The organism is Pseudomonas entomophila (genome assembly GCF_013523125.1).
GTDB classification, from domain to species: Bacteria; Pseudomonadota; Gammaproteobacteria; order Pseudomonadales; family Pseudomonadaceae; genus Aquipseudomonas; species Aquipseudomonas entomophila_B.
On record NZ_JAAMQJ010000044.1, the window covers coordinates 24,761 to 37,689 of the forward strand.

Here is a 12,929-nt window from a genome sequence, read left to right on the forward strand (position 1 = left end):
GAGGCCTACCCCTTTCATTTACAAGGGGAAAACGAAAATAAAGCTCGCTGCGACGTGCCAGAAGCCCAATCGTTACCCCTTGGGTTATAACGACTGGTCACCCCCGGCTACATTCCCGCCTGCTTTTTCTCGTACTCGCGCACCAGCTCCTGCAGCGACGTCAGCCGCTCGGCTGTTTCGTTGCAGGTGGCGTAGTTGCTTGCGGTTGTCGCGGCGACGGCAGAGAGCGCAATGCCGCTGGCGGCCTCATCAGCAGCTCGGGCGGGCTCAGGGGCAGGCAGACCGGCTGCGGTTGCGTCGTGCACCCGAGCAAACCCGACAGGCACAACGCAGGCAGCATCAGCTTTCGCAGACACATAGACTGGAATCTCCTTAACGATGGTTTCGCCTCGCTCGCGGATCACCTGGACGCGGTCGACGTACTGGGTGACGATTCGGTCGCGGACGACGCCGAGCTCCTGGCCTTGCTCGAAAGCCTTGGCCAGTTGCTCGTTCTGCTCCTGGACGGTCTTCGACTTCTCGTTGATGCCCCGGACGTGGTAGCCGGCGCCGAAAGTCAGCACCAGAAGCAGTATGCAAAGGCCTGGCAGGCCGAGGCGCGCAGCAGTCATGCAACCCCCTCGAGACAAAGATCGCGCTGCAGCATGCGTCGCTTGACGATGCCGTAGCAGTTGTTCGCTAGGTCGCGGCAGTCTTTGCCGGCGACGTACATCCACAGCATGAAAGCCTGTGCTGCGCCACGGAAATCACCGGCCAGTACCAGGCGCGCCATGGACGACTTGCCGACCGCAGTGCGACCGGCATTGAACGCCATGTCGGCCAGCGCGACCTTGCACATCAGCGTCGCCTTGGGGAACGTCTGCAGCACCCAACTGACAACGGCCTGCAGGTCGTCGCGCAGGTACGCGGCACACTGCGGCCTTGTGGCCACGTCGCCACGGCGCACGCCGCTGGTGTGGCCGGTGCAGATGGTCCAGACGCCGCCCGTATCGGGATAGGCCTTTAAGCGCGTTCCCTCGAGCTCTGGCGTCATCACCAGGAGGGCGCTGGTAATCGCGGCCCGTTCGACCTCGACCGGCAAGCCCGTCTGATTGATCGTGAAGCCGGCAGCAGTGAGCGCGAGGGTCGCGGCGGCGATTGTTCGCTGCAGGAGGTTCATTGTCCGGCCTCCTGCTTGACCTGGTTGCGCTTACGGAATCGCTGCCAGGCAAACCTGGCCAGCGGGAACACCCAGCGACGGCCTACGCCGTCGAGTACCAGGAACGCCGCATAAGCGGCCATCAGGCGAATCGTCCATTCCTGGTACGTCAGGCCGTAGATCAGCAGGCCACCGCCCACGGGCGCAACCTTCGCGGCCTCAGCCTTCGCCAGGCTGACCAGCGAGAGATTTCCGTCATCCATGGGCGGCACCTATAAATAAAAAGCCCCGCACAGTGGCGGGGCGCTTGAGAGCAGGCCGAGGCCTGCAGGGAGGGAATAGTGGGGCGCCATTGTGGCGCCCGGAGGGCTTACTAATTGCCTCCTGGTGCGAATTTCAGGCACAAAAAAACCCGCTCGGTGGCGGGCTTTGTTCGCATGTATCGCAGAGTGGATAAAGTACCCTTTTTCGCGTTACTTTTGCAAGGGCCTATTCGTCTTTTTCACCTTTGGCCTTTTGTACCTTTGGCATTTTTAACAAACGCCACGGAGAATCACGCACGCGCCAGGCACGACTTTAATAGGTAAGTTCATGTACGGCTCAATGCGCTGGCGCTCTTGGCCAATGTACTTTGGTACATTTGACAAAAGGTCTGTTTGTACCTTTTCACAAATGGTCGGCAGATGCCTTACATCAAGGTCATACATCAGCTTTACAGGCCAGGAGCAGGTCACATTACGAGACAACTTGAGCTCGACCTCCCCGCAGGCGCAGCGGACATGCTCGCCGTCGCTGTATTCCTTTCCATCCTGATCGACCCATACAGCTCGAGCGTCGGACTTACGCACAATGTTTATGTGCCCTGCAGGTTCTCGACTCCAGTAGCAGTCAGCCTCCTCTCGCACTAACGATACGACCTGCCCAACCAGCCCGGCGTACCACATCATAGGATCGGTGCAGCCCACAATTTTCAGCTTGCGCATGATCACCTCACGGCCCGAGCCCAGCCGGCCCGAGCACCTTCGATAGTTGCATAGCCCTCGTCGACGTAATCGCAGGCCGGGCAGCGAGCGCCCCACTTGCCGCCCCGAGAGAAGAAGCGGGCAACGCCCTCGCCCTTGCAGTTGTGCGCCGGCATTTCCTGATCGTTCACCAGGTGCCAGGAGGCGATAGCACGGGCCTCGACGGTCGAAGCCTCTCCACGGTTGTTACAGGCCGGGCAGATCCACATGATCAGGCCGGTTTCGACCTGATGGCGGCGCTCCGGCGCCGTTGCGCAGTGCTGGCAGGGGCAGACGTTCATTGCGTCAGTAACTCGAGTCGGAGCTGCTCGAACTGCTCGAGCTACTGGAGTCGGAACCGCCCCAGCTGCTCGCGTCGCAGCCACTCGAGCGACTCCAGGAGTCATCCGAGCTGCAGCGCGAGGATGGTGCCGGTTCGTGCCGCGAGGCAGGGGCTTCGTCGTGGCGGGTCGAGTAGGATTCTGCCTGGCTCACCAGGTTGAGGGGCGACATGGGGCTCAGCGGGTTGAGCAAGTCGGTTGCCGGCGCCGGGGCCGGTGCCGGGCGAGTGCTTATCGAGCGGCACGACCGCGAAGCGGCGCGAGAAATAGAAGACAGAGCATGGTCTACTTTGGCGAGAGCGAGGGCGCGGTCTGCTTCGGCGATAGAGCCAACATGAGGGCGAGCTAGCCCAACACGTCCGCGCAACCGCTGGCGTTCTGCCTCGGCTGCGGCTTCACGCTCGCGGCGGCGGCGCTTGAGTCCAAAAATATCGAATCCGAACATGCTCTATCCCTGCTTTTTCCCAACCAGGAGCACCGCCAGCAGTAGCGCGACGATCACCAGGTCAGCACACATTGAGAGGAGTCGACTCGCCGAGTCGACCAGGACGACGCCCCCAGCCAGCCCGAAGGCCAGCCAGCGGCGAAAAGAAGTGATCAAGCCTCGATCCCGAAATCTTTGAGGCGCAGGCCCAGTTCGTTGCCGACTTCGGCCAGCACCTTGAGCTCTTCGGGGCTGATATCTCCGTCGCCCTCGGCCACGGTCAGCATGTTGACGAACACCTCCTCGGCGTCGGCAGGGTTGTTCTTGATATCGCGAATCTCGCGCATGATGTTCATGCGGCCCAAGCGGAAACCAGCCTGCAGCTGCTCGGTGAACAGGTTCACGGTGCTGGTGATTTCCGAGCCGAAGTGCTCCAGGGCCTTGTTCGCACGAATCTGGATATCGATTTGCGCGGCTTCGTTCTTGCTGATTTCGCCGTCAGACGCCGCCACCAGCAGGCAACCGCCGACAATGGCCTGCATCAGGTCGCGGTTTTCCAGTTTCTTGACCGCACGCTTAGCGCCGAACAGCTTTTTGCCCAATCCGAACATGGTGTTTCCCTCGTGGTTTTGTGTGTGGTTAAAGTGCTTTCCAGAGCGCCTCGAGCGCTTCGGTGTCGAGCTTGTCGAGCTCGTCGTGCATTGCCTGCCAGCGCCCTACCCAGTGCTGCCGGTAGTTCACCTCGGAGACTCCGAGGAGCAGCGCCACGGCCACGCCGCAGTGCCGCTCGATGCCGCAGTTTTTGAGCAACTTGTGATCCTGTACCGCCATGTGAGCCAGGCCCTGAGCCCGCTTGAGCGTCTTTGCCTGGAGCTTCCCGAGCTTTGGCGCGACCCGCTCCCACAGCACCAGGACGCAGCCTGCTTCGTCGTCCCACTCCTTTGAATCGCCGTAGGCGTAGCGAATCCAGCGGCTGTACTCGGGGGCGAGCGTGGTCACAGTGCGCACCAGGTGCGCGTCCTGGAACGCGGTCGACGGCAGGGGAATCGAGCTCTTTTTCTTTGCTCGCGTCTCGCTGTAGGTCACCCGCGTGGTGTCGCGGGCCAGGCTGGCCACGTAGTCCAGGGGAAGTTTCCCGGCCTCGTCGCTACCCTCTACGGGGCAAGCGGCGAGCTCCCGGGCGCGATGGCGAGGGAACGCATCGCGTAAACGCTGCTGCTCGACGACGCCGGTACCGGCAGCGTCAGGCTCTCGACCCGTCTCGGTGTAGTTACTGGGCGCAAGGTAGGCGAACATGAGGCGCTCCCGCAGCCATACGAGGCCCTGCGCGGTCACCAGGTCGCGACGAGCCCGGACAGTAGTCGCCGTAGCGCCGACCACTGGGCCAGGCACGAGGACCCACATATCGAGCGCGTCGACCGGGGGCGCGGGGTGTTTGATTTCAAGCGAAAAACGAGCAGTCATTGCTCAGCGCCTCCTGGCAAGAACGGAGAAACCAGCGCACAGGGAGCACCTCGAAGCCAGGGGCTTACTTGCCAGGCGCTTCGCGTCGATGTTCCTGCCGCAGGCGCCGCAGATAGGGGTGAAAATGGTGGCGTCGCGCACCAGTTCGTCGCTCAAGATCGCTCGAGCGACTGCGTCGTCCTGGCAAAGCTCCAGGCCAGAGAAAACATCAGGCGACATTCCAGACCCTCGGCGGGATACGGTCAGCGACCGCGTCTGCAGCACTCAGGCTGTCAAAGCCCTGGACGAACCAGGAGCACTCTGCCGGCTCGTCGAACTCGTAGCGCAGGACCTCGGGGCGCCCGCCAACTACAACAGCCTCGCCACGACCATCGCGACGGGGCAACTCCATCACCAGCACAGGCTGGCCGGCAGGTGTGCGCAAAAGGCGAATAGCTTTCACTCGGTCACCTCGGCGCGTGACGGAGGCGCGACCAGCAACGCGAAAGCGTCACCGTCACGCTTAGCCAGATCGGCGCCAGCGATCGCCAGCGCAGCCAGCACCGGCGCAAAGAAATGTGCAAATGCCTCGGGGTCGTTCTTGGCCAGGTTGGATGCACCATGCGCCATCAGCGTCAGCGCCTCGGCATGCTCCTGGAAGCCGCCAGCCTTACAGACGTCAGCCAGCGCCAGCGCCGTGCCGCCATAGAAGGTCATGGCAGGAACCTTCACCTGGTGCGACTGCACGACTGCGTGCTTCTGCTTCAAGCGGTAACGCTTCGAGCGCTCAGCCGACAGGCGCTTGGCGCGTTCTTCTTTGGACTCGCCCGGCACGGCGTGGAAACGCTCGCGCAGGGCCTCTTTTGACTTGGGAATGTGATCACTCTCGACGGAGTGAACCAGGCGCAGGGCGACGCTCATAGCTTCTCGCCCTTGAGGTTGGCCAGCATCATCAGCGGCAGCGGTCGGCCCGTGCCGGTCGCTAGCGCCACCAGCTCGTTGAACATGGCAGAAATAGCCTCGGTACCCTCGACCAACATGCGGTCGACGTCGGCAGGGTCGTCGGTATGGTCGTACAGGCCATCATGGGCAGGCGCGCTCGCTGCCAGAAACTCGCCGATTGCCTGGGTCACTTCGCCCAGCCTGGCCTTTGCCGACGGCACGCCGACCAGGCCAACCAGCTCAGGGATACGAACGTCGAAACAGCCGGCCATGGCCAGCAGCTCGGAGCGAGCCGAACGCTGGTAATCCTCGGGCAGACAGGAGAGCCACACCCATTTCCACTCCAAGGGGAACGGCTGGGTCGCGTGAAAAATGCGCGACACGCGCTGCGACCAGGCCTTGCGAGTCCGTTGGTAAGCCTCGACGTCGTCGGGCTCCTCGTGCTCGATCAGCCCTGCGGCAGCAAGGGCAAGTGCGAGGCGCTCGCTGGCGAATCGCTCGAGAGACCAATCCGAGTGGGCGAACCACCGGCTGGTTTGATCGACTATCACGTCACGCTCAGTTCGCGTACCCATAGCACCTTTCCCTAGAAAATTGGTCACATGTCGCTTTCCCCACATTCTCTATATTTAGAGAGAAAACGCAACCAAAATTCTAAATATCGAGTGGTGCCGATAGGCATTTAGAAGGGACAATATTTAGCCAATTAGGAGAGGGAACCATGAAGCGCGATCACACCATCGGCACCGCAATTCGGACGCGGCGGCAGGCGCTTAAATGGTCGTTGCAAAGCCTGATCGATGCCTCCGGTTTGGAGATATCGAGCGGCCACCTCGCGACCATTGAGACAAAGGACATTGCGCCTAGCGTTTATGTCGCCGCCGCCCTTGCGAAAGGGCTCGGAACCACCGTTGACGCATTGCTGCGAGAGACTCAAGACCCGGAAAGATTCAGCGAGCCTACCGTCAATATTCAGCGTGTCCCCCTTGTCACCTGGGAGACCGCCAACGAATGGGCCAGAAACCCCGATGCTAGAAGGCTTCCGTCGGGTACTGAGTGGGTCGTACCAACCGATACACCGGTCGGCCAAGTCTTCGCTTTGAAAGTCCGCGACGAGAGCATGCAGTCACCCTCGGGCGTCAGCTTTCCGGCTGGCTTTACCCTTTTCGTCGACCCTTCCCGCAAGCCCGGTGTAGGTGACTACGTGGTCGCGCACCTGGGTGACCCCACTGCGCCGGTCTTCAAGAAACTGGTTCGAGACGGGTCGGCGTTCTACCTGCAGTCCCTGAATCCGCAGTTCCCCATGCAGCAGGTCGGTGATACATTCGAGAGCATAGGTGTCGTCGTCGGCCTGCGGGCGGCGTTCGACAAAGGAGGGGTTCTATAAAAAGAGCGTCGCTGTCTTCTAAATATAGAGCGGACGACGTAAAGTAGCGGGGCTACCCGCTAACGAGCTGTATTTTTTCAAAGGCTAGAAAGGACAAAGGCCGGGGGGCTTTAGCAACCCCCCGGCCTTCGCGATAGACGCACACCTTGCGGTGTCTTACTGCAGCACATCTGATTATCTGTTTTAGCGGGCAGGTAATCAGCAAAAGAACTTGCCGTTCAGTGCTCAGTTTAGGCCCATGATGGGTCACGTCAATCGTTTGTACCTTTTCACCTTTGTACTTTTGACCAAAGGGACAAGATGACAAACGTACCACGGAGCACCGGTCTAGGGGCCTTCTATAAGGAGCGATTCGACTCCGACCCCTACAACCTGCTGGCTTACTTCGACGCGGACATCGCCGCCGTCGCCGCTGACGCTTCGCTCAAATGGGCATCGGTCAGCGCCAGCATTCGCCTCAACGGGCTGAAACTCAGCAAGTATTCAAAGACCAAGATCGAGGCCACGGAAACCCGCTACCACGGCAAGCTGATGGTGTGGGGCGACCTACGTACCAGCGAGCCGAAAAAGGCTGGTCACGAGCCGATCACCTTCCCGCAGCTGACTTTCAGCAACAACGTAACCGGCGCCGTTACCTGGAGCGGTTTCGCTGCGCTCCTGGAACTGTACCGGCGCGAGCGGGGGCTTGAGCAAACCGAGCAGCAACAGAAGTTCATGGCCGAGCAGGCCAAGCGACGCGCCGAGCGCGAGCAGCGCCAGCAGGCCGAAGAGGCCGAGGCGAAAGCCCGCGCCGAGCGTATCCATGCCGAGCGCCTGGCTTTCGAGCGCACCTGGTTCACCGGCGAGCGCAGCACCTTCACCTATGAGGAGCAACGCGGCAAAGCCTCTCGCCTGCTCGAGGGCTTCGTCGAACTGATCGGCCCGGAAGACGGCACCGCTCCTTACCTAGTCAAAAAACAGATTTCCGACATTGCGTCACGCTTCGAAATGAAAAGAATGCGTGACCGTCACGGTGTGTTCACTGCGATTCCCCTCTACGACATTCACCGCAATTTCATCGGCCTGCAGCGTCTCTACGACGACAAAAAGCTGCAGGGTACTGGCGTCAAGATGGACGGCGCTCACTGCGTGCTGGGCGACCTGGAGTCGGCAGACTACCGGTATTCCGTCGAAGGCTTTGCAACCGGCGCCAGCGTCTACTTGGCCGAGCTCGAGGCGAAACGCAACGTCGCGGTAGTGATCACGTTCAACGTCGACAACCTGTCGAAGGTGCTCCAGGTCTACGCCAAGTTTTACCCGGCCTGGCGCTTCACCAACGCCGCCGACAATGACCAATGGAAAGCCACCGGCAACGCCGGCCACCTCGCCGCGCTCGACATTCACCGTGAGCTGCAGCACGTAAGCACCCTGCCTCAGTTCGACCTGAGCGACGAGGAAGTCGCCGCAGCTAAGGCGACCGGCAAGGGGCCAACCGACTGGAATGACTACCACGTCCTCTACGGCCTGAAAGCCACGGCCAAAGCCCTGCGCTCCAGGGCGAACGCGGTACGCGCCGAGAAAGACTGGTTCACCTACTGCCTGCAACGCGTGAAATACAGCGGCAAGCTCGCCGATAAAGCCGCAAAAATGGCGATCAGCTCGGGCATGAACCTGGTGCCGATCAAGTACAGCACCGACGAGGTAATCGAGCGCGTGCTCGAGCAGCTCCCCGTCGTCTGTCCTGACGCGCTGCGTATCAAGCTGCGCAGCCTGGCCCTTTGGATCGCTCGCGACCGACTGGCCAAAGCTCAGCAATTGCGTAGCTTCTCGCCTGCCGCACTGAACAAGCCGCACATTCAATACATGCCGATCGCAGCAGTGCCGCACCCCGTGCACGGTGGCCCTATGATCCCGCCACACCTGGCCGACCTGATCGAGAGCCTGGAGGGTATCGTCATCACACGGGCTCCGATGGGTTCGGGCAAAACCGAGGACCTGATCGCGCCATTGCTGCAGGCTTCGGCCAAAGGCGCCTATGTGGCACACCGTATTTCTCTGCTGGACGACGCCACTGCACGCCTGAATCTCAAGCGCGGTACCGAGGAACAGGCCGACATTTCGGTCGAGCACTATAAGCACGTCCAGGCGCACCACATGCCCTACGTCTCCCATCTGGCCTGCTGCGTCAACAGCCTGACCAACCAGAAGTTCTACAACGCCGAGGATCGCAGCTGGTTCACCACGCTGGAGACGCTCTGCATCGACGAAGCAAGCCAGGTTATCCGCCACACCACCACCGGCCCAGTCGAGGGGCGCGTCAGGGTCATGGATGCACTGATCGAGGCTGTCGCCTCGGCCAAGCGCGTGCTGCTGTGCGACGCCGACGCGAATGACACTGTTATCGAGTTCTGCGAACTGGCCCGCCCTGGGCAGATCATCACCGTTATCGAGGTGACCAGTACCGGCAGCGATATTCGCGTCGACCACGGCGACGACGAGAGTGTCTGGCAGCTGGCCGTCGACAAAATCTGCGCCGGGCGCAAGGTCCTGGTAGCGAACGATTCCGCCGAAAGCGCCAAACGCATGGCGGCGCTGATAGAGCAGAAGGTCAAAGACGGCGAGTGCAACCCCGTGCGCATGCTCCTGGTGCACTCCGAAAGTAAGGCCGACGAGGACGTCGAGGCGTTCCTCAGCGACCCCAAAGAGGAGGCGCTCAAGTACGACGTGCTGATCTACTCCCCGGCGATTTCGTCCGGGGTATCGATGGCCTGGGCGAAGCCGCATTTTGACTGCCACTTTGGCCTGTTCAGCGGCAACACTGTCGGCCCGTCCGACGCTATGCAGATGATGCGCCGCGACCGTACCGCGAAACACTATATCGTCGGCATTGGCCACGCTTCGGCCCAGCGCGAGACGAACCCCGACGTCATGTATCGTGGCATGCTGGCGCTCGAGAACCTGGCCTGCCAGATCGAGCACACCCCCGACGAGTACAAGGTCACCAGGAAGAAAACAGCCTTCGACAAGGTTTATCTGTCCGCCGTTACCTCGGAAAACCGTGCGCGCTCGGGCTTTGCCAATAACCTGCTGCTGATGCTCGAGGCCGAGGGTTACCAGGTGCAGCGCCTGGACCTCAAGGGTGCCGAGGAGGAGCTCGCCGCCCAGTCCCGGGAAAACCGGAAGTTCGCGGGCGAGCTGGTGTTCGCCAAGCGCATGGACCTTATCGACCGCGTGGCCACACCGACCGAGGAGGAGTTCGTAAAGCTCCACCGGCAGGAGGTGCTCAGCGAGAGCGAAAGCGCGCAAGTCGACCGCTATCACATCGAGAACCAGCTCGGCGTAGACGAGATTACCGCCGACGACGTCGCGTTCTATGACGATCGCGGCGTGCGAAAAGTCGTCGCCCTGGAGCTGCTGCAGTCCAGCGACAAACAGGCCGAGGCTTACGACCTGGCGCAGCGCAAGGCGCGGGTCGTGCTGACGCAACACCGCTTCAAGGCGACGCCACGGGCAATGCTCGAGCGCATTTTCGAGATTCTGACCCTCGACCGCTTCACCGGCGAAGGTGAGTTCAGCAGCAAGCAGTGCCGCGAGGTCCTCGACTTCGTCCGCACTGATCAAGAAACACTGGACCTCTACAACACGCTCGGCCTCGGGCGCTACATCCCGTCGCTGGCCTCTAAGCTCTGCGCCACCACGCTGGTTAAGTCGATCCTGGAGAAGCTCGGGCAAACTGCTATCAAGCGGTCGACGAACGGGCAGAACTTGTTCGCGCTCAAGCCTGATAATTGGGAGTTCGTCATGGGCTACGTACAGCGCCGTGCAGCGAAGAACGTCCACTCCCTGACCACCCACGAGCACGAGCCCTCGCACCAGCCGCTGCTGGCGCCAGAGGAGCTCGCAGACCTGCCAGCCGCACTGCTGACCCACGGCGCCAGCAGTGACACTTTGCAGAGTGAGGGTGTAAGCACAGAAGGAAAGTATCACTTGAATACTGCGGAACGGATTTTCGCTGTAGCCGCGCAATGCGACCTCCCGCCCGGTATCTCTGCTGCTCGAGTGGTGGGGGCGCTGAACCCCGATATCGCGGTTCGACTGGCTGATCCGGGAATCGACCTGGCCTCGGCAAAATGGATGCTCAACTACGCGGCCCAGCTCATTGCCCGGTAACCGCGCTATACTGTATGAAAGTACAGTAGTGGCTTTTTAACACGAGGGGAGGGAATCACCTTGCAGTGCCAGGATAAAATGGACGTAGCGTCCGCCAAACTCAGTCGCATTCGGTCCATGCTTAGCGTGGCGCTCAAGGCGGGAGCGGAGGCAACCAAAGGGGAACTGCTCGACGCGATCGAGTCAGCTCTCGAGGGAATCGACGCGGCAGACGCCGCGCTCAGGGAGGGAGAAAATCAGGGGGTTATGCCGGGGCGACCTGCCCCGGCAGACTTGGCAGGCAACTGCCATGATCAGCGCGTGGTGCCGTTGCCCACCAGGTCCTGATAGGCGCTCTCCCTGCTGTCACCTTCGCCCCTGGCAACCTCAACGCCATTGACTTTCGCGACAGCAAGCCACACCCCATTCACCTCAGAAACCGAAATGCGCGGTTTCGCTTTGGCCACCTCGTCCGGGACGACCGGCGCCACCGCTCTGATCGAGCGGTTAGGGGTGGCGAGGGCCTCGCTGGCCAGCTCTAGGTACTCTTTAATCAGCGGGCGGTAGCTGCCGACGTTCACGCTGATGGCCTTCTGAGTGATCCGTGCATCTGGCGCGGCCTTGACGGTGTCCTTTACCCAACGGTGAATTTTGAGCATCGCCTCGCGACCGTCGACCTTCTCGTGCTTGTCCAGGGCCTCGAGCGCCTCGAGCCGGCTCGCGTAGGGGCTGTCGATCGCTTCGGACGCAGCGGGCTTCGTGTAATCGATCTTGAATTGCTTGTATGAGCGCTGCGTGATCGCGTCGCCGTGGCCGAGCATTTCGCGCCAGAACACATCCTCGTTTACGCTTTTCCACTTGGCGTCCCGCCCGAAATGGAGTTCGAAGACGACCCGCGCCCAGATCGCCCGGGAGTCCTTGAACACACGCTCGTCGCTGCCCAGCATGCGCTTGGCCAACTGGTTCAGGTTGCTGTGCACGCGGTTGTTAATCGCGACGTTGTCCAGGTGCTGCAGCTCCAGAGCCTCGGGCAGGCTGCGCAGCTTGGCCAGCGCTTCGAGCACGGCGTCTGCCTGCACAAGGGTGTAAATGCGATAGCTAGAGCTGTAATCGAGGCCCTCGCGGCGCTTGGCCTGGCCGCTGAACTCGAGCTCGTACTCGCCGACCTTCTCGAAACGCCCCTGCTTGATCACTTCAATCTCACGGCGCCCGGTGGCCAGCGCAATGCCGAGCGCCAGATGGGAGAAGTACGGGGCGGCAACGCCGTCGCGCACCTGGACGCTGTAGAACAGCTCGTTGATGGTGTCGATCAGCTGGTAGTAGTTGACCTGGACGGTGTTCGTCGCCTTTTCCTCGAGCGCCTCTGCGGCCTCGTCGGCGAGCTGGTCGCGGGTGATGTTCGGCAGGGTCAGGTGCCGCATAACCTCGTGATCGAGCTTCATCTCGCTGATATCGCGGTAGGCGTCGGCGTCCTTGTCCTGGCGCACGAGAACAACCAGGTCGTGGTGAGCGACGCGCAGGTCGGAGATACGGGCGTGCTCGAGCAGCGCCTGCAGCTCCTCGGCATATTTCGGGTAACGCTTGGCCAGGCGCTGCACGCTCTCCTCGAGCGAATGGTGCTTCCAGTTCTGAGCGGTGATCGCCTTGCGCACAGTGGTCAGGTAGCGGCGATAGCTCGAGGCGCGAATTTTGTCCTCGCTCTTGCGGCGCTTGTCCTCGTACAGCGCGTTTTTCAGGCGATCGGCTAGGCGTCCGATGCGCTTCGTCTTCTCGCTCCTGGAGAGCTCCTGGTTATCGTCCACTGCCTTGACGTCGGTGATCAGATTCTCGATCAGTTCGCCCAGCTCTACCTTGCGCGCCATGCTGCCTCCTCGGCATTCACCCTTGTACCTGTTTCAACAGCGTAGCCCCTTTGGCATACACCGCAACACCAGACCAATCATACACCCATTTGCCATGTATGTATACACCTTTTCGCACGTCTACATACACCCTCACACTAAATCCCTAAATACATACACCCATGTAGTCAATCCAGGTAGAGTATTACATGGTGGATAGGTGCAAGGGTGCATGCACCCCTACGGCCTTCTATACGTATAGAAGGCCGTAGGGGTGCATGCAC

The 12,929-nt window shown here is 61.2% G+C and carries 12 protein-coding genes; 2 read left to right on the plus strand and 10 right to left on the minus strand.

From position 1 onward, the window contains the following. Positions 1-107: 107 nt before the first annotated feature. From G7007_RS18805 to G7007_RS18845, 9 genes are all read right to left on the minus strand, one after another. Positions 108-611, minus strand: coding sequence for a hypothetical protein (locus G7007_RS18805; protein WP_181104180.1), 504 nt, complete (start codon positions 609-611; stop codon positions 108-110). After that, on the minus strand, positions 608-1,159 hold the full coding sequence (locus tag G7007_RS18810) for a lysozyme (RefSeq protein WP_181104181.1): 552 nt from the start codon (positions 1,157-1,159) through the stop codon (positions 608-610). The genes G7007_RS18805 and G7007_RS18810 overlap by 4 nt, the downstream gene beginning before the upstream one ends. Beyond that, positions 1,156-1,401, minus strand: a complete 246-nt coding sequence (locus G7007_RS18815) for a hypothetical protein (RefSeq protein WP_181104183.1) — start codon at positions 1,399-1,401, stop codon at positions 1,156-1,158. The genes G7007_RS18810 and G7007_RS18815 overlap by 4 nt, the downstream gene beginning before the upstream one ends. 270 nt (positions 1,402-1,671) lie before the next feature. Further along, positions 1,672-2,121 carry a hypothetical protein gene (locus G7007_RS18820; RefSeq protein ID WP_181104184.1) on the minus strand — a complete coding sequence of 150 codons (450 nt, stop codon included), beginning with the start codon at positions 2,119-2,121 and terminating at the stop codon, positions 1,672-1,674. A 2-nt stretch (positions 2,122-2,123) separates the two neighbouring features. Further along, positions 2,124-2,441, minus strand: a complete 318-nt coding sequence (locus G7007_RS18825; RefSeq protein ID WP_181104186.1) for a hypothetical protein — start codon at positions 2,439-2,441, stop codon at positions 2,124-2,126. Between the two features lie 636 nt (positions 2,442-3,077). Continuing rightward, positions 3,078-3,515: a tellurite resistance TerB family protein gene (locus G7007_RS18830; RefSeq protein WP_181104188.1), complete on the minus strand. Its 438-nt coding sequence runs from the start codon at positions 3,513-3,515 to the stop codon at positions 3,078-3,080. A 28-nt stretch (positions 3,516-3,543) separates the two neighbouring features. Then, positions 3,544-4,368 (minus strand): bacteriophage antitermination protein Q, encoded by an 825-nt coding sequence (locus G7007_RS18835; RefSeq protein WP_181104190.1) that lies wholly within the window; start codon positions 4,366-4,368, stop codon positions 3,544-3,546. A gap of 438 nt (positions 4,369-4,806) precedes the next feature. Continuing rightward, entirely contained in the window at positions 4,807-5,268 is a 462-nt protein-coding gene (locus G7007_RS18840) for a hypothetical protein (RefSeq protein WP_181104192.1), read from the minus strand. Continuing rightward, positions 5,265-5,864, minus strand: coding sequence for a hypothetical protein (locus G7007_RS18845; protein WP_181104193.1), 600 nt, complete (start codon positions 5,862-5,864; stop codon positions 5,265-5,267). Before G7007_RS18845 ends, G7007_RS18840 begins: the two co-directional genes overlap by 4 nt. 146 nt (positions 5,865-6,010) lie before the next feature. Here G7007_RS18845 and G7007_RS18850 point away from each other — a divergent pair, with 146 nt between their 5' ends. Together G7007_RS18850 and G7007_RS18855 are read left to right on the plus strand one after the other, a co-directional pair. Continuing rightward, positions 6,011-6,676, plus strand: coding sequence for a helix-turn-helix domain-containing protein (locus G7007_RS18850; protein ID WP_181104196.1), 666 nt, complete (start codon positions 6,011-6,013; stop codon positions 6,674-6,676). A gap of 300 nt (positions 6,677-6,976) precedes the next feature. Beyond that, the gene (locus G7007_RS18855) at positions 6,977-10,825 is read left to right on the plus strand and encodes a plasmid replication protein, CyRepA1 family (RefSeq protein ID WP_181104197.1); all 3,849 of its coding nucleotides are present in this window, start codon (positions 6,977-6,979) and stop codon (positions 10,823-10,825) included. A 293-nt stretch (positions 10,826-11,118) separates the two neighbouring features. On the opposite strand, the gene G7007_RS18860 is transcribed toward G7007_RS18855, so the two are convergent. Continuing rightward, complete coding sequence (locus tag G7007_RS18860; protein ID WP_181104199.1) at positions 11,119-12,666, minus strand: protelomerase family protein; 1,548 nt, start codon at positions 12,664-12,666, stop codon at positions 11,119-11,121. Between the last annotated feature and the right edge of the window lie 263 nt (positions 12,667-12,929).